This window comes from Candidatus Zixiibacteriota bacterium, assembly GCA_035574315.1.
Lineage (GTDB): Bacteria > Desulfobacterota > Binatia > UBA9968 > UBA9968 > DATLYW01.
This window is the reverse complement of record DATLYW010000028.1, coordinates 61,985-78,832: the sequence shown is the minus strand read 5'-3', so window position 1 is coordinate 78,832 and position 16,848 is coordinate 61,985. Positions and strand designations below refer to the sequence as shown.

Below are 16,848 nucleotides of genomic sequence, written 5' to 3'. Positions count from 1 at the left end.
GCGCCGCGGCGGTTCGAGATGGAATGACCGAAGACCGAGGACCGGAGGCCGGCACGAACAAGAGACATCGGACATTGGACGCCGGACTCCGGACGCTGGCCTGCCCACGTCGTCCGGCAGTGGTGCGAGCGGTCGGACGTTGAATGCCGGGCGCCGCTGACCGCGCCGGGAGCCGCAGACGGGCCGGTGCGGCGGAAGTCGGCAAGGGAAACTTTTCAGGAGTTCGTTCGAGATCCCATGGTACAAGGAGGAACGATCGTCATGATCGAAGTCGGAAAACCCGCGCCCGATTTTGAGCTGGTAAGCCATCTCGGGGGAACCAAGTTCACGCTCAGCCAGTTCAAAGGGCAGAAAAACGTCATGCTCGTGTTCTACCCGCTGGACTGGACGCCCACCTGAAGCCGGGAGATCCCGGGCCTGCAGTCCCTGCTGGACGAGTTCAAGGCCTGTGACACCCAAGTCTTGGGTGTGAGCGTCGACAGCCGGTTCTCCCACGACAACTGGGCCAAATCCCTCGGCGGAGTTTCGTTCCCGCTGCTGCAGGATTTTCATCCCAAAGGCGAAGTAGCGAAGAAATACGGCGTTTATCTCGAGGACAAGGGCATCGCCGACCGGGCCACGGTCATCATCGACAAGCAAGGAATCGTGCGCTACGCGGTATCGGTTACGCCGGCGGGCGAGCGGAATCCGAAAGAGCTTCTCGCGGAGTGCCAAAAGATCAACGCGTCGAGCAAGTAGGTGGCACTGGAACTTTACTTCTACCCCGAGTGCGGCTTTTCTCAAAGCGTTTTGAACTGCGTCACGAACTTGAGGATCGAGGACCGGGTCGTCAAGAAGAACATTCGTGAGAACCCGGAATTCGAAAAGGAGCTGGTTGCGCTGACCGGCGCAAAAACCGTTCCCGTGCTGGTGATCGACGGCAAGCCGCTCGCCGGCGCGGAAGAGATCAACCGCTATCTCGTGGAAAAGTTCCTCTAGCCGCCGCCACGAACCGTGTGCGAGTCGAAGGCCCGATCCGGCGTCCGGATCGGGCCTTTTTTTGAGCCGGGCTTGACCCTTTTTCACGCGGTGCCGTAAGCTGGGAAAACCGCGGCCGCGGAAAGGAGACGTGGAAAGATGGACCATCGCCGATACGACTATTCGCCGATCTTCGCTCGACCGAAGATCGAATGGCCCGGGGGCGCGCGCATCGCCCTCTGGGTCGCGCCCAACATCGAGTATTTCCACTTCGACATGCCGATTCGCGGCTCGGGAAGCGCCCGCGTGCCGGACGTTCCGGGCTACACGCTGCGGGACTACGGCTCGCGCGTCGGCGTGTTCCGCATCATGGAGGTGCTCGATCGGCACGGGATCCGCGCGAGCGTGCTCCTGAACGCCGAGGTCTGCGAGCGCCATCCCCCGATCATCGAGCAGGGGAACAGGCGGGGATGGGAATGGCTCGGACACGGCCTCACGAACAGCGTCTCGATGGCCGATTATCCCGCCGACCAGGAACGCGAGGTCATCCATCGGGTCAAGGAGATCATCGCGTCCGCCACCGGGAAACCGCCGAAGGGCTGGCTCGGCCCCGGACTGGGCGAGACGTTCGATACCCCGGATCATCTGGCAGCCGAGGGGTTCGAGTACGTCTGCGACTGGGGCTGCGACGAGCAGCCGGTGCCGATGCGGGTCAAGAGCGGCCGGATGATCGTGGTTCCCTACGAGCTCGGGATCAACGACATCCGCGTCTTTCTGCGCGAGAACCGAAGCGCGGAGGAGTACTGTCGCATGGTTTGCGACCAGTTCGACACGCTCTACCGCGACAGCCGGAACGGCGGGCGGGTTCTCTGCCTGCCGCTCCATCCGTTCGTGATCGGCATCCCCCACCGCATCCAATACCTCGACAGGGCGCTCGAATACATCTGTTCACACGAAGGCGTATGGCGCGCCACCGGCTGGGAGATCGCCGACTGGTATTACAGGCACTACTACGAGGACCCCGGCCGGCACAGAGGATGACCTCCGCGCCGTCGGCGGCCTCGACGACGCTTTCTTCCGTCAGCCCGTGCCCCTCGACCAGCGTCGCACCGAGCGGAGCGAGCAGCCGCCGCTCCACGTCGAGGTCGCCGAAACGGGCTCCGAGAACAGCGACTTTTCTCCGTCTCGGCTGCACCATCGATCTACTCTTTCGTGTCGCGTTTATGAAACAGTTCGAGATTCGAGGTTCGAAGCACGACTTGAAAGGCCCGCGTTCCGCGCGGCCGCTGCCGGAACGGAGCGAAGCGATTGAACGGCTTGAACGATCTTGTCACCGCGCCTCCGGCAGGACGTCGAGGTACTTGAGCCCGGAGGCAGTGTTGAAGATCAAGACCTCTTCGTCCGGCGCGATCCAACCTTGCTCGAGCAGGCGGCGAAGCGCCGCTATGCAGGCGGCTCCCTCGGGACAGAAGAAGATTCCTTCGGTCCGCCCGGCGCGCGCAATTTCCGACAGCATCTCCTCGTCGCCGACGCTCAACGCCGTTCCGTTGCTGGCGTAGATCGCCCGCAGGATCAGGAAATCGGCCACGGCCTGGGGCACGCGCAGTCCCGCCGCGATCGTCTTGGCGCCCGCCCAGGGCTCCGCCCTCTCCTCGCGCCGGGCGAAGGCCCGGACGATCGGCGCGCAGCCGCCGGCCTGGACCGACACCATGCGCGGCCGCTTGTCGCCGATCCAGCCCAGCTCGCCCAGCTCGGAAAACGCCTTCCACATGCCGATCAGCCCGGTTCCGCCGCCAGTCGGATAGATGATCACGTCGGGCAGCCGCCACCCGAGCTGCTCGGCGATTTCGTAACCCATGGTTTTCTTGCCTTCGACGCGGTACGGCTCCTTGAGGGTCGAAACGTCGAACCATCCCTCCGCCGCCTTCTTTTCCGCGATCAGCCGTCCGCAATCGCTGATCAGACCGTCGACCAGGGTCAGGCGGGCGCCGTAGTGGACTGCCTCGGTCCGGTTGGCCGGCGGTGCGTCCCTGGGCATGAAAATGTAAGCCTCGATCCCCGCGCGCGCCGCGTAAGCGGCGAGAGAGCCTCCCGCGTTTCCGGCCGAAGGAATCGCCGCTTTGGTCACGCCCAGCTCCTTGGCGCGCGAGATCGCCACGGAAAGCCCCCGATCCTTGAAGGAGCCCGTGGGGTTGCGGGCCTCGTCCTTGATCAACAGGCGCCGGAGGCCCAGGGCGCGGGCGAGCTGCCTCGCTTCGAGGAGCGGCGTAAAACCTTCGCCCAGTGAGACCAGGTGGGCGTCGTCCTCGAGCGGCAGCAGCTCGCGGTACCGCCAGAGCGACGGCGCGCGATTTTCGAAGACGCTCCGGGCGAGAGCGGCTTTTGCCTTCTCGAGATCGTAGCTCACGAGCAGCGGCGAGCCGCAGTCGCAGAGGTTGAGCAGGCGGGAGCGGGCGAAACGCTTGTCGCAACGAGCGCAGGCGATCTCAGTGGCGAAGGTCATGATTGATCAATGATCGCTCGAACGGTCCAAACAGTTCAACCGCGTCGCTCCGTTCAAGCCGTGCGAGACGGCGGGCCGAGGGTTGGAGAAAAGCCGGCCCCCTCCCGGCGGTCGTTCAACCTGATCCACCGGACGTTAGCGCGGCGCGATTTCCGCCTTGAGCTGAACGGTAGAGCGGACCTCGACCGTTCCCGCCTCGATCGGCGTGGGCGCCTGGGCAGCCATGACATCGACCTGCACGCCCCGCGCCTGCGGGATCACCGGGCGCATGCCGCGCTCGACCTCGGTGACGGAAAGGACCCTTACGATCTTCAAGCCGAGAGCGGAGGCCATCTCCTCGGCTTTGGCCCTGGCCTTCTGCGCAGCCAGCCGCAGCGCGCGCAGCTGAGCGCCCTGCTCGTCCTTCAAGGTGAAGGCCAGGCGGTTGATCGCGTTCGCGCCCGCCTGCATCGCCGCATCGATCAGCCTGCCCACCTTCTGCAGGTTGGCGGTCCGAATGCGCACCGTATTGGCCGCGGTGTACCCCGTGATCTCGGGCCTGCCTCCCTCGCGCGGGTAGCGATAGTTGGGGTTCAGCGAGTAGCCCACGGTCCTCAGCTCGTCGTCCCTGTCGAGAAGCTTCTTGATCTCGGTCCTGACGCGCGTGAGCTTTTCCGCGTTTTCCCGCGCCGCGTCGGGAGCGGTGCGGGCCTGCGTGATGACGCCGATGTCGATCTCCGCCTGGTCCGGCTCAGCGGCGATGATCGCCTCGGCGTTGGCGGTAACGGCAGGCGGCGTGACCGACCGCTCCACCTGTTGGGCCTCGACCCTTCCGGCAAGAAGGAGCGCCAGGAGCAAGGTCTTCGGTTGGCGCATGGACAACCTCCTCGTTCGAGCCACACACGGAAGGCTACAGCAAAAGCGCCCCGCCCGCCACCCCTGCAGCGATTGCGTGCGGCGGCAAATCCCTGCTAAAGCTGGCGCGTGGAGTCGACGGCGACGGCGCGCAACTCGGTGGAGCGGCGTTTTTTCTACGGCTGGGTCATCGTCGGCGTCGGGTTTCTCGCCAACGTCGCATCCTCGTTCGCCCTCGCCAGCACCCTCGGGATTTTCCTGAAGCCTCTGACGGCCGATCTCGCGGTCTCGCGCGGCGTCTTTTCGCTGCTGCGGTCGGGCGAAGGACTGATCGGCGCGGTGGTTGCGCCGCTCGTCGGAACGCTCGTCGACCGCTTCGGAGGCCGCTGGTTGATCGCGCTCGGGGCTGCGATCGCCGGCCTGGGCTACTTTCTGCTCGGGCGCGTCGAGAATTTTTCCCAGTTCGCCGCCGTGCGCCTGGGCCTGGTCACGACCGGCGACGCCCTCATGAGCTCGATGGTGGTCAACGTGGTCCTTGCCCGCTGGTTCATCGCGCGGCGCGGGCGGGCGATGGCGGTCTCCAGCATGGGCGTGGGCTTCGCCAAGGTCTGCATGCCGGTGGTCGCCGCGTGGCTGCTCACGCGGCTCGACTGGCGCGAAACCTGGATGGTTTTCGGCGCCGCCACGATCGCTCTCAGCGTCGCTCCGGCGCTACTCCTTGTCCGGCGCTCGCCGGAAGAGATCGGCCTCCTGCCCGACGGCGGGACGGGCCCGGTCGAGGCCGGCGGCCGGAGCCAGCGCGTCCCGACCGATCAGGACGCCGTGTGGAGCCGAGCCGAGGCGATGCGCACGAGCGCCTTCTGGCTCCTGGTCGTGACCTTCGGCATCTCCAGCGTCGGGGTGACGGGGCTCAATCTGCACGTCTATCCCTACGTTTCCGATCTCGGCTACTCCCCGGTAATCGCCGCCACCGTGATGAGCGTGATCGCCTCCACGCAACTCGCTTCGCCCCTCGCGTGGGGGCTTCTCGCCGAGCGGGTGGATGTGCGAATCGCCGCGATGCTCAGGTTCGTGGTCCAGGCGCTGGGCCTCGGGCTCGCGATTACGACGAGCGACGTCGTCTTCCTGTACGCGGGCTTCTTCCTGTACGGCATCGGCCTGGGGGGCAACATGGTGCTGCCGGAGATTCTCTGGGCCAACTATTTCGGTCGCCGCTCGCTCGGCAGGGTGCGGGGCCTGGGGCTGCTCGCGAGCCATGGCATGGCGGCGTTCGGGCCGCCGTTTTTCGGTTTTCTGTACGACTGGACGAAAGGCTACGGCCTGTCGTTCGCGATCTTCGGCTGCGCCCTGATCACATCCGCTTTCCTGAGCCTGCTCTTGAAGCCTCCCGTCCGACCGCGGCTTTCGAGCGGCGCGGCTTGACTTCGAGGTCTTTTTCTTCTTTTCTCCTCGGAAACATCGCCTCGCAGGACTACCATGCGCGCCCGAATCAGACGACCTCGCGCCGCCCGGCGCGTCCCCGCGCTCGAGCTGCGGGGAGTCTCCTACCGCGTGGCGGGACGGAGAATCCTCGACTCCATCGACTGGACGGTGCTGCCGGGAGAGCACTGGGCCATCCTGGGACCCAACGGCTCGGGGAAGACCACGCTCCTCAAGGTCGCGTTCGGCTATCTTTGGCCCAACGACGGCGGGAAGGTCCTGCGGCGGGGTCGCGAGCGCGTCAATCTGCCGCGGCTGCGGCGCAGCGTCGGCTGGGTGACGTCCACGCTCGCGGCGCAAATCCCGCCGCGCGAAAAGGTGATTCGTACCGTGATCTCCGGCCGCTTTGCGCAGATCGGCTACATCGAGGCTTTCGCAGGGCCCGCCGTAGCGGGCGATTATCGGGCCGCCCGACGCTACCTGAAGGAGATCGGCTCCGATCATTTGAGCGAACAGGAGTTCGGAACGCTCTCGCAGGGCGAGCAGCAAAAGGTCCTGATCGCGCGGGCCCGCATGACGCGGCCGTACCTGATCATTCTGGACGAGCCCTGCGCCGGCATGGACCCCGGGGCGCGCGAGGCGTTCCTGGCGAGCCTGCAGAAGCTCGCCCGCGAGAAACGGTTCCCTTCGCTCCTCTACGTGACGCACCACGTCGAGGAGATCCTGCCGCTGTTTCGCAAGACCCTGGTGCTGAAAGACGGGATGGTGCTCTACGCGGGCCCGACGCCCGATGCGCTGACGCCCGCCGTCCTCGAGCGGATCTACGGCGTCTCTCTTCGCGTGATCCGCGCCGGGGGACGCTACTGGCCGATCGTCGGGTGAGTCGCGATTGTTTCAGTGGTTGGAGAGGCCGACGCGCCCGACGAAGGGGAGCTTCAGGGCCGGACGGGCCAGGTCGAGGCCGAAACTCAGGCCCAAAAGGTTAAGCTCGATCCCTTCCTCGCGCGACAGCATCACGCCGAACAGCCCGTACACCGAGGCCTGATATCCCGTGCCGCTCGGGGCGTGATCGATCAACGAGCCGTTGATCGGGAAATCCTTGCCGATCGCGGTGACGGGCAGCTCGAGCCGCAGCTCGGGCACCTGCCGGGCGACGTAGGCAACGAAGGTGTTGCTGTTCGGTCCCGGCCAGAGCTGGTACTCGCCGGCATAAGGATAAGTCGCAACCGCGCGCTCGATCTTCTCGATCGCGCGCTCCGCTTCCTCGCCCCTCAGCTCGGCGAGCAGCTCGGGCAGATTGCCGAACCACTTTCCGTCCGGAGTTCCCGGGGCGGAGACGACCACGGGGAGGTTGCGGTACTGCCGCCAGCCGATCACGTGGTGCACGGTGTAGTGATCGCCGTTCTTCGGCTTGGTGGCGATCCAGGAGTGCACGCCGAAGATGCCGCGCCAGTTGAGGGCCCGGGCGGCGTAAACCTGGACCACGGCCTCGGGGGCGGCTTCCGGGGGCGGGGCGATCCCCGCGCTCGAGCGGTCGGCGCGGCGGTAGTCCCGGCCGAGCTGAGCGGCTCCCGAGAAGATCACGAAGAGCGGCAGCGCCAGCAGAAAAACCAGAGCCAGCAGGACGATCCGGGAGCCCATCGCGAGCGGATTATAGCCGAGCGCCGACCCTGTTGCCAGAGCACCGGGTCCCGGGGCGTTGATTGTCGGCGCGGTTCGGGCAATGATGAGCTATTCGCGAGATCGGGCATGACGCTTCAGCTTCGTATCGGGCACGGCGTCGACGTCCACCGCTTCGCGCCGCGGCGCCGGCTGGTTCTGGGCGGCGTCGAGATTCCCTATCCGCGGGGGCTTTCAGGCCACTCCGACGCCGACGTGGTGCTGCACGCGGTCATGAACGCGGTGCTGGGCGCGATGGGGGAAGGCGACATCGGCCTCCATTTTCCGGACAGCGATTCCCGGACCGAGGGAATCGCGAGCACCGAGCTGCTGAGATCCGTTACCTCGATGATGAAGCGGAAGCGGTTTCGGGTGGTCAACCTGGACGTGACGGTGCTCGCCCAGGGACCGCGGCTGGCGCCGTACTATCCGGCGATGAGGAAGAAAATCGCGGCCTTGCTCGGGACGCGGCCGGGCGCGGTCAACCTCAAGGCCGCCACGCCGGAAAAGCTCGGCGCGCTCGGCGCGGGCAAGGGGATGGCCGCCTTCGCAGTGGTTTTATTGAGCAAATGAAGCAGGTTATGCGGGGGACCGGTGGTTGACAAAGGGCTGTTTCTATAATAATCACCAAATTTAATCTGAGTGGCACCCGACCCTCCCGACCTCGCGCAGCAAGCGCGTGAACAAGAGATTGAAAAGCTCGCTCAGGAGATCGGCCGCCTGATTCAACGCGGTGATCCGCGACGGCGGGAAGATCTCAAGGAGCTGGCGTTCACCCTCATCCGCGAGGAGCTGATTCACGAACCCGAGGGTGGCGGAAGCGTCGCGGGAACAGCGCCGGCTCCGTTCAATCCGCTGGGTACAGGGGTCTTGATCTTTTGTCTGGGGGCGGGTCTGTCGTTCGTTTTCGGGCCGGTCGGCCTCATGTTGATGGCCGGCGGCGTCTTTTTCGTCGTTTGGGGAGCGTTGATTAGCTGGCTCAAAAGGTAAGCGTTCATGGCAGAGGAAAAGGTCAAGCGCGGTATCTGGTCTCGGCGGGATTTCTTCACGCGGCTCGGTTGGGGCGGATTCGGAGTCTTCGGAGGGTTGAGCCTGCTGGGTTTCGTTCGCTCCGCTTTTCCGCGGGTTCTCTTCCAGCCGCCGAGCACGTTCAAGGCGGGGTTCCCCTCGGACTACGCCATCGGGGAGGTGAGCGAGAAATACAAGCAGGAGCAGCGGGTCTGGATCGTTCGCGAGGAATCCGGGATCTACGCCATCTTCGCCAAGTGCACCCACCTCGGCTGCACCCCCCGCTGGCTGGCGGCGGAAAACAAGTTCAAGTGCCCCTGCCACGGCAGCGGCTTTTTCAAATCGGGCCTGAACTTCGAAGGGCCGGCACCGCGGCCGCTCGATCGCTTCAAGGTCACCATCGGCGAGGACGGGCAGCTCGTGGTCGACAAGAGCAAGGTTTTCAAGATGAATCCCGGCGTCGAGCCCGACGAGCAGCACGCCGACAGCATCCTCAAGGTTTGACGGTACACCCATGGGTATTTTTGACAAGATCAAGAACGACGTCGTCGAGAGCCAGGTGTGGAAATCCATCTTTCGCCACGGCTACGAGGATACGCCTCGCAACCGCGTCATGATGGTGACCTCCAACGTCTTTCTCCACCTCCATCCCGCCAAGGTCCGCCGCCACGCGGTGAGAATGCGATTCACCTGGTGTATGGGGGGGCTGACGTTTCTCATGTTCCTCGTCACCGTGGTCACCGGCATCTATCTGATGTTCTACTACCGCCCGGTCGCCGAGTACGCCTACGCCGACATGAAATACCTCGAGTTCGACATGCCTTTCGGCATGTTGATGCGCAACATGCACCGCTGGGCGGCGCACGCGATGGTGGTGTTCGTCTGGCTCCACATGTTCCGGGTGTTTCTCACCGGGTCCTACAAGCCGCCGCGCGAGTTCAACTGGGTGGTCGGCGTGCTGCTGCTCGTGCTCACGCTCCTGTTGAGCTTCACGGGCTATCTCCTGCCGTGGGACCAGCTCGCGATCTGGGCGGTGACCGTCGGCTCCAATATGGCGCGGGCGACGCCGCTGCTGGGCTACGAGGGGCCGTTCGCCGAGTTCGTGGGCGTCAACCCGATCTACGACGCCCGGGCGTTTCTCTTCGGGGGCGGCGAGATCGGGCCGCATACGCTGTTGCGCTTCTACATCCTGCACTGCATTTTCATTCCGCTGGTCGCCAGCATCCTGATGGCGGTCCATTTCTGGCGCATTCGCAGGGACGGATTCTCCGGGCCGCCTCTGTAGCCCCGGCGCGAGGAAAAGGACGATGGCTGAGGTCACGCGCGAAAGAAGATTGCCCGTCGACGACAAGATTCACACCTGGCCCCACCTGGTGCGGATGGAGTTTCTCGTGGCGCTGTTCGTCATGGTGGTGCTCGCACTGTGGGCCATGACGGTCGACGCGCCGCTCGAGGAGCCGGCGAACCCCACCCGCACGCCCAACCCCTCCAAGGCCCCGTGGTACTTCCTGGGGCTGCAGGAGATGCTGGTCTATTTCGATCCCTGGCACGCGGGCGTCGTGCTGCCGAGCCTGATCATCGTCGGTCTCATGGTGATTCCCTTCATCGACATCAACCCCAAGGGCAACGGCTACTACTGCTTCAAGGAGCGCAAGTACGAGATCCTCACGTTCGTCTTCGGCTTCCATGTGCTCTGGGTGACGATGATCATCATCGGGACGTTTTTCCGCGGTCCGGGCTGGAACCTCTTCTGGCCCTGGCAGCGGTGGGACCCGCACAAGGTGGTGGCGCTCACCAACGTCGATCTCCCCTACCTCTTCGGGTTCCGCGACTACTGGTGGTCGGCGGCGTTCGGGCTGTTCGTGATCGCCGTTTACTTCGCCGTCGGGATCGCGCTTTTCTATTGGTGGGTGCTGCGGGTCAAGGGGCGGGAGTTCCTCGAGCGCTGGGGCATGGTGCGCTTCACGATCACCGCAGTGCTGTTCGTCCTGATGCTTTCGCTGCCGGCCAAGATGTTCCTGCGCCTGGCCTTCAACGTCAAGTACATCCTGGTCACGCCGTGGCTTAACATCTGATGTTCTACCTCGCCAAGATTTTGCAGGCCGTGGGGCTCGCCGACGTCGGCTACGCCCTGTTCGTGGGAGTCATGAAGAATTTCTCGATGGCGGAAGAAATCGTATTGACCTTGATCGGTCTCGGGGTCTTTTCCTTGGGCCGCGCCCTCGAACGCAGGGCGGCGTGAGGTGGGGGCATGGCGGAACGAGGGATCGATCCACAGGAAGAAAAGAAATCGTACGGCAGCGTCTTCGTGCTCGGCGTGGCCATGCTCGTGGCGCTGTCGTTCTGGGCGTTCTGGGACGACAACATCACGCGGCGTCCGTGGAAGGCTTTTCAGGCGCGTTTCTACCGCCTCGATTACGCCAAGGCAAAGGCGGCCTACGACGAGGAAGACAAGAAGCTGCGGGCCGAGCCGAAGTATCAGGAGCTTTCCAGGAAGCTCGCGGCGGCCAGGGCGAGCCTGTCCCGGGGGCAGATGGCCGAGCGGCTCGCCGCCCTGGAGCGCCAGGAGAAGGAAGCCGACGTGCGCTTCCGGGAGATCGATCAGGAGGTCAAGTTCATCAAAAGCGAGCTGGAGGAGGCCTGGTACGAGCACGACCACGCGGTACAGCAACGGCGCAATCCCAAGCCCTACCTCGAGGTGATTCGGGAGCTGGAAAAGGAGCAGCAGAAGCTCGAGCCGCAGCTGGCGGCGGCTCGAGCGAAGCGGGAGCGGATCAAGGAGGAGATCAAGAAGATCCACGCGGGCGTCAAGGAGCTGGAGGACGAGCTCGCCAAGCTCAGCGCGGAACGCGACAAATGGCGGCGGGTGATGGAGAACGCCACCTTCCAGCTGGGCCCGGTTTCCTTTTACCGGATTCCGAAGATCCTGCAGGTCTCGCTCGATGAATTCGACCGTAACCGCTTCGACCAGCCGATCGCGCGCGTGGACCGCTGCCAGACCTGCCACCTGGCGATCAACCGTCCCGGCTTCGAAGACCAGCCGAACCCCTTCAAGACGCACCCGAAGCGCGAGACGCTGCTCGGCGACAACGCGCATCCCCCGGAAAAGTTCGGGTGCACCTCCTGCCACGAAGGGCAGGGCGTGGCGGTGAACAGCGTCAAGCAGGCCCACGGCGAGGTGCCGCTCTGGGAATTTCCGCTCTTGCGCGGCGCCAAAGCCCAGTCGAGCTGCGTTTCCTGCCATCTCGACGTGCAGAAGTTCGAGCAGGAAGCTCCGCTGCTCGCTCAGGGGCAGAGGATCTTCGAGCAGATCGGCTGCACCGGATGCCACCTGGTCAAGGGCTACGAGAACATCCCCAAGATCGGCCCGAGCCTGCGACGGATCAGCGCCAAGGTCGACCCGAGCTGGATGGTGGGATGGATCGAAAACCCGCACAAGTTCCGGCGGCGAACCCGGATGCCGAACTTCGACCTCAAGCGCGACGAGGCGGTGGCGATCGCGGCGTTCTTGTGGTCGCTGTCGAAGGACGACGGGGAGAGCTGGCTGCAGCAGCATCCGCTGCCCGCCGCCTTCCGTGAAGGCGACGCCGCAGCGGCGGCGCGCGGCAAGAAGCTCGTGGAGACCGTGGGCTGCAAGGGCTGCCACGGATTCGCCGAAGGGGAGTTCACCACCGTCGTCGGCAAGGAGAAAGACCTGGTCCCCAATCTCAAGGACATCGCGTCGAAGACCAACCCGCGGTGGATTTACCACTGGATCAAGAATCCCAAGGACTTCGCGCCCGACACCGCGATGCCGAGCCTGCGCTTGACGGACGACGAGGCGCTGGCGATCACGAGCTACCTTGCGACCCTCGGCAGCAAGGCCGAGCCGATTCCCGGAATCGAGCAGCAGCTGAGCGACGCCAGGAACATCAAGCGCGGCGAGTCGCTGGTGCGCAAGTACGGCTGCTTCGGCTGCCACGACATCGAGGGAATGGAGAAGGAATCGCGCATCGGCGTCGAGCTCACCACCTTCGGCTCCAAGCCCCTCGAAGAGCTGTTCTTCGGCAACCGCACCGACATCAAGCCGACCTGGGACGACTGGACGTACAACAAGCTCAAGACGCCGCGCATCTACGCCACCGAGCGCGTGGAGCAGGTGATGCCGCAGTTCAATCTCGCCGACGAGGACATCCGGGCGCTGCGGATTTTGCTCGCCGGATTCCGCGAAAAGAAGGTCGGCGAGCGCTACCTGGCGGACCAGAGCCAGCGGGTGGTGCAGGTGGTCGAAGGCCGCCGGCTGGTGCAGCTCTACAATTGCGTGGGCTGCCACGAGATCGAGAAGCGCGGGGGCTTCGTGAAGAAGTACTACGAGGCTCCCGAGGCGGCGCCGCCGCCGCTCAACGGCGAAGGCGAGAAGGTCCAGTCGAACTGGCTGTTCGGGTTCCTGAAGTCGCCGGTCCCGCTGCGTCCCTGGCTCCAGATCAGGATGCCGACGTTCGGCTTCACGGATCCTCAGGCGAACCTGCTGGTGAGCTACTTCAACGGGTTGTCCAAAGTGGAAATTCCTTTCGCCTGGGTTGACGATACGAAAATTCCACGGGAGAATCTGGAAGCGGCCCGCGTGCTCGCCTCCAGGGACTATTTCAACTGCTTCAGCTGCCACCAGCAGGGCGGCAAGACTCCGGAAGGGCCGCCGGAAGGCTGGGCGCCGGATCTGGCGCTGGCGCGTCAGCGGCTCAACCCGGCCTGGATTCTCAAATGGTTGCAGGATCCGCAGAAGATCCAGCCGGGTACCAAGATGCCGTCGTTCTACCCGGGAGGGCCGGACAATATCCTGGGGGGCAAAGACGACAGGCAGATTGAAGCCCTGCGCGATTACGTGATGACGCTCGGCGGAAACGGGAGCCGGCCCGCCGCCCCTGCCGCGCCGGGAGCCAGAGCGGCGGCGCGGCGCTGAATAGACACCCTGGCGGGAGCGTCCAAAAGGAGGGGGTGTCCATGAGTCAACGAGCGAAGGAGGTTTCTATTATGAGGAAATTGGGATCGATTGTTTTATCCGCGGCGCTGCTCGCCGGACCGGCGGCAGCGGGAGCTTACGAGGGCGTCGACGTCAAGGACGGCGGCACGATCTCGGGGACGGTGAAGTTCAAGGGCACCGCTCCCGCGCCGAAGAAACTGGAGGTCAGCAAGGATAAGGAAGTCTGCGGCAAGACGCCCAAGGTCGACCAGTCGCTGGTGGTGAACGGCGGTAATCTGGTCAACGCCGTCGTGACGATTACCGATATAAAGAAGGGAAAAAAGATCACCACGCAAAAGGTCACGCTCGACCAGAAGGGCTGCGAATACCAGCCGCACGTGCTGGCTTTTCCGGCGGGCACCACGGTCCAGATCCTCAATCCCGACGGCATCCTTCACAACGTCCACTCGTACAGCAAGGTGAACAGCCCGTTCAACCTCGCGCAACCCAAGTTCAAGAAGAGCATGGAAGTCAAGATCGCCAAGCCCGAAGTGATCGAGGTGAAATGCGACGTTCACGGCTGGATGCAGGGATGGCTGGTGGCGACGGAGTCACCCTACGTGGCGGTCACGGATAATTCCGGCGCGTTCAAGCTCACCGACGTGCCGCCGGGGACCTACACCGTCGAGGTCTGGCACGAAAAGCTCGGCAAGACCAGCCAGAAGGTCACCGTCAAGGCCAAGGAAGACGCCAAGGTGACATTCGAGATGGCCGGCAAGTAAGCCACAGGCCGCCGCCCGCAGTCTGCACGGCGCCGTTTCGGCGCCGTGCTTTTTTGGGCTCAGGAGCAGCCCGAGCGGTGCTTGAAGTAGTTCCACGCGCGCTCGAGGTCGACGGGCGGCAGGGCCTCGACCCGGCGTGCCGCGGCCTCGTCTCCGGTGAGCCGCGCCGGAGCGCCGATCTGCAGGGCGCCGAAGAGAATTTCCGCCGCTTCTTCGAGATAGATCGCCATCATGACCGCTTCGGGAACGGTCGCCCCGACGGTTACCTGACCGTTGCCGCGCAGCAGCACGGCAGGGCGGTCGCCCAGAGCTTCCGCGACCTCGCGCCCGAGCTGCGGCGTCGAGATCAAATCCGGCTTGGGAAAGACCGGCACTCCGCCAGAGAAAAAGCTTCCATGGTTGTGGACGGGCACTAGCGGCCGGTCCGTCACCGAGAACATGTTGGCCACGCGGGCGTGAACGCGCGCGATGGCCCCGACACGCGGCATCGTCTGGAAGATCGCTAGATGGAGGGGCGCCTCGAAGGGGGGCGCGTGGCGCCCCTCGACCACTTTTCCCGTCAGGTCGATCGTGAGAAGGTCCTCCGCTCCGACGAGCGCCAGGCTCACCCTCGGAGTGAGCAGGAACCGGTCGGTCCCCGGAATCCTGCAGCTTACGTGACCGAAGCCCTGGATGAGCCGCTCCCGGTCGAGAATCCGACAGGCACAGACGATGTCGTCCTTGAGCCGGCGAATCTCCGTTTCCATAAAGGGTCCTCCTGTCAAGTCAGTGTAGTGCCTACCTGTCAATGAATCCCTTTCAATAAGCTGCGCCGCCGCAGCAGGTGGGGTTTCCGGGTGTGTCGACATGGACGTTGAAGGTGTCCGGGAACGAGGAGACCCGCTGGGGATCACGCTCCTTTGTTATTTGGCGGGATTTGGGCTATAGTAACGTTTCGCCTCTCGGGAGAAAAGGGAGCCGTGTGAAGATCAAGGTCGAATCCTTTTCCGACGCCAAGGGACACGAAAGCCCGTCTCGTTTTTTGCTCGGCAGCCGGGCGGTCCAGGTCGCGGCGGTCGTGGATCGCTGGTTCGGAGAGCACTCCTGTTATTTCCGGGTGCTGGGGGACGACGACAACTCCTACATTCTCAAGGGACCTCTGGGCGACGGCAGCTGGGAGCTGGTCTCGTTTACCCACAAGGACTCGCGCGGCACCGAGCTCGAGTTCGAGGGCAAAAGGGAACTCCAGTAAGCCGCGACACGCCCCCGGTCTCGCTTCGGCCCGGCCGGCCGTTTCAGCGTCCATCGCAGGCAGGAACAGGAAGTGAATCGATGAGCAAGCAGCATCTCGTCGCGGTCATCGGCGCCGGTCCGGCCGGGATCTACGGCACGCGGAAGCTGGTCGAGGCCGGCCATCGCGTTCTGCTGATCAATCGGGACATCAAGCCGGGCGGCCTGGCCGAGTACGGTATCTTCTTCGACAAGCAGAAAATGAAGGAAGGGCTGCGCAAGCAGTTCAAGAGGATCCTGGCGGACCCGAGAGTTTTCTATCTTGGCCATGTGACCGTGGGCGAGGATCAGGCGCTCACTTTGCAGGACCTTCGCGACACCGGCTTCAGCGCGATCGTCGTGGCGGCAGGGGCCCAGGGCACCAAGAAGCTCGGCCTTCCGGGCGAGGATCTCGCCGGCGTCTATCACGCCAAGGACGTCGTCTATCACTACAACAAGCTCCCGCCGTTCAGCCAGCGACGGTACGAGCTCGGGTCGCGCGTCGCCATCATCGGGATGGGAAACGTGATGGTGGACGTCGCCAACTGGCTGCTCAACTATCAGCGGGTCGCCGAGGTGACGGTGGTCGCCCGGCGCGGCCCGAAGGAAAAGGCCTACGACGATAGCGAGTTCGAGGTGATCGAGAAATATCTGGACAACGCCGATCTGCGCGGCGAGATCGAGCGGATCCGCCCGGATCTCGAAAAGGTCGGGCAGAACGTCGATGAAATCATCCGTGCCTTCGTCAAGGACAGCACGCCCCCGCCGGGCCAGAAATTGCGCTTTCGCTACCTCTGCTCGCCGGTGCGGGTGCTCCCCACGCCGGAGGGCAGGGTCGCCGGGCTCGAGGTGGAGCATAACATTCTGGCGGTGGAAAACGGCCGGACGGTGGCGAAAGGAACGGGGCGGTGCAGCCGGCTCGACCTGGATTCCGTGATCTACGCGATCGGCGACCAGGTCGACGCCTCACTCGGGCTTCCCTTCGCGCGCGGCGCCTTCATCACCAGCCCCGCGCAGTCGTCGAGCGATCCGAATGCCGCGCCGTACCAGCCCTACGACCCTCAGACGAAGCAGGTGCTCGAGGGAATTTTCGTGATCGGCTGGTCGCGCAACGCGAGCGTCGGGCTCGTCGGCGTGGCCAAGCAGGACGCCGAGCGCGGCATGAAGGTCGTCAACCAGTATCTCGCCGGGAAAGAAGGCTATCCGCCGGAGCTGGTCGAGCAGAAGATCGAAGCGGTGCTCGACAAGCTCGAGGAAAACAAGGTCCCGTTCGTGACGAAAGAAGACATCGAAATCCTGGAAGCGGCGGAACGAGCCGAAGCCCGCAAGCGCAACACCTGGGAATACAAGTTCGCAACGGACGAGGAGATGCTGGCGATCATCTCCGCGCCCAAAGCCGTCGCGAACTGATCGAGTCTCCTTCGCCGGGCCCTTCTCCAACGCGGCCGAGGCTTCGAACGCCGGCCGCGTTCGTCGGAATTCACCCCGCCGCCTGCGAA

General features: G+C 64.4%; 19 protein-coding genes. 15 read left to right on the top strand and 4 right to left on the bottom strand.

Going from position 1 to position 16,848, the window contains the following annotated elements; translation table 11 throughout:
• Positions 1-237: 237 nt before the first annotated feature.
• The 3 genes from VNN77_09100 to VNN77_09090 all read left to right on the top strand — a co-directional run bounded on the left by VNN77_09100 (position 238) and on the right by VNN77_09090 (position 1,998).
• Complete coding sequence (locus VNN77_09100; protein ID HXG51545.1) at positions 238-738, top strand: peroxiredoxin; 501 nt, start codon at positions 238-240, stop codon at positions 736-738.
• The gene (locus VNN77_09095) at positions 739-978 is read left to right on the top strand and encodes a glutaredoxin (protein HXG51544.1); all 240 of its coding nucleotides are present in this window, start codon (positions 739-741) and stop codon (positions 976-978) included.
• Positions 979-1,116: 138 nt separating this feature from the next.
• Positions 1,117-1,998, top strand: a complete 882-nt coding sequence (locus VNN77_09090; GenBank protein ID HXG51543.1) for a polysaccharide deacetylase family protein — start codon at positions 1,117-1,119, stop codon at positions 1,996-1,998.
• A gap of 289 nt (positions 1,999-2,287) precedes the next feature.
• Here VNN77_09090 and VNN77_09085 read toward each other — a convergent pair whose 3' ends face one another.
• Together VNN77_09085 and VNN77_09080 are read right to left on the bottom strand one after the other, a co-directional pair.
• Positions 2,288-3,460: a threonine synthase gene (locus VNN77_09085; GenBank protein ID HXG51542.1), complete on the bottom strand. Its 1,173-nt coding sequence runs from the start codon at positions 3,458-3,460 to the stop codon at positions 2,288-2,290.
• 135 nt (positions 3,461-3,595) lie between these two features.
• Positions 3,596-4,315 carry an SIMPL domain-containing protein gene (locus VNN77_09080; GenBank protein ID HXG51541.1) on the bottom strand — a complete coding sequence of 240 codons (720 nt, stop codon included), beginning with the start codon at positions 4,313-4,315 and terminating at the stop codon, positions 3,596-3,598.
• 108 nt (positions 4,316-4,423) lie between these two features.
• Between VNN77_09080 and VNN77_09075 the strand changes: the two genes are divergently transcribed.
• Both VNN77_09075 and VNN77_09070 read left to right on the top strand, forming a co-directional pair.
• Entirely contained in the window at positions 4,424-5,716 is a 1,293-nt protein-coding gene (locus tag VNN77_09075) for an MFS transporter (GenBank protein HXG51540.1), read from the top strand.
• Between the two features lie 54 nt (positions 5,717-5,770).
• Positions 5,771-6,595: an ATP-binding cassette domain-containing protein gene (locus tag VNN77_09070; GenBank protein HXG51539.1), complete on the top strand. Its 825-nt coding sequence runs from the start codon at positions 5,771-5,773 to the stop codon at positions 6,593-6,595.
• 12 nt (positions 6,596-6,607) lie between these two features.
• On the opposite strand, the gene VNN77_09065 is transcribed toward VNN77_09070, so the two are convergent.
• Positions 6,608-7,354, bottom strand: a complete 747-nt coding sequence (locus tag VNN77_09065; protein ID HXG51538.1) for a DUF3750 domain-containing protein — start codon at positions 7,352-7,354, stop codon at positions 6,608-6,610.
• A 108-nt stretch (positions 7,355-7,462) separates the two neighbouring features.
• Here VNN77_09065 and ispF point away from each other — a divergent pair, with 108 nt between their 5' ends.
• The 8 genes from ispF (at position 7,463) to VNN77_09025 (ending at position 14,101) form a co-directional block, all read left to right on the top strand.
• Entirely contained in the window at positions 7,463-7,945 is a 483-nt protein-coding gene (gene ispF, locus VNN77_09060; GenBank protein ID HXG51537.1) for a 2-C-methyl-D-erythritol 2,4-cyclodiphosphate synthase, read from the top strand.
• Between the two features lie 69 nt (positions 7,946-8,014).
• Positions 8,015-8,362, top strand: coding sequence for a hypothetical protein (locus tag VNN77_09055; GenBank protein ID HXG51536.1), 348 nt, complete (start codon positions 8,015-8,017; stop codon positions 8,360-8,362).
• A 6-nt stretch (positions 8,363-8,368) separates the two neighbouring features.
• On the top strand, positions 8,369-8,884 hold the full coding sequence (locus VNN77_09050) for a Rieske 2Fe-2S domain-containing protein (protein HXG51535.1): 516 nt from the start codon (positions 8,369-8,371) through the stop codon (positions 8,882-8,884).
• Positions 8,885-8,894: 10 nt separating this feature from the next.
• Positions 8,895-9,665, top strand: coding sequence for a cytochrome b N-terminal domain-containing protein (locus VNN77_09045; protein HXG51534.1), 771 nt, complete (start codon positions 8,895-8,897; stop codon positions 9,663-9,665).
• Positions 9,666-9,687: 22 nt separating this feature from the next.
• Entirely contained in the window at positions 9,688-10,455 is a 768-nt protein-coding gene (locus tag VNN77_09040; protein HXG51533.1) for a cytochrome C, read from the top strand.
• On the top strand, positions 10,455-10,622 hold the full coding sequence (locus VNN77_09035) for a hypothetical protein (protein ID HXG51532.1): 168 nt from the start codon (positions 10,455-10,457) through the stop codon (positions 10,620-10,622). Before VNN77_09040 ends, VNN77_09035 begins: the two co-directional genes overlap by 1 nt.
• Before the next feature lie 9 nt (positions 10,623-10,631).
• Positions 10,632-13,319, top strand: coding sequence for a c-type cytochrome (locus tag VNN77_09030; protein HXG51531.1), 2,688 nt, complete (start codon positions 10,632-10,634; stop codon positions 13,317-13,319).
• Positions 13,320-13,390: 71 nt separating this feature from the next.
• Positions 13,391-14,101 carry a carboxypeptidase regulatory-like domain-containing protein gene (locus VNN77_09025; protein HXG51530.1) on the top strand — a complete coding sequence of 237 codons (711 nt, stop codon included), beginning with the start codon at positions 13,391-13,393 and terminating at the stop codon, positions 14,099-14,101.
• Between the two features lie 59 nt (positions 14,102-14,160).
• Here the strand turns inward: VNN77_09025 and VNN77_09020 are convergent, their stop codons facing one another.
• Positions 14,161-14,847, bottom strand: coding sequence for a class II aldolase/adducin family protein (locus tag VNN77_09020; GenBank protein ID HXG51529.1), 687 nt, complete (start codon positions 14,845-14,847; stop codon positions 14,161-14,163).
• Between the two features lie 215 nt (positions 14,848-15,062).
• On the opposite strand from VNN77_09020, the gene VNN77_09015 reads away from it, so the two are divergent.
• Positions 15,063-15,332, top strand: a complete 270-nt coding sequence (locus tag VNN77_09015; GenBank protein HXG51528.1) for a hypothetical protein — start codon at positions 15,063-15,065, stop codon at positions 15,330-15,332.
• Between the two features lie 80 nt (positions 15,333-15,412).
• A complete protein-coding gene (locus tag VNN77_09010) occupies positions 15,413-16,759 on the top strand; it encodes an FAD-dependent oxidoreductase (GenBank protein HXG51527.1) in 1,347 nt (448 codons plus the stop codon).
• Positions 16,760-16,848: the final 89 nt, after the last annotated feature.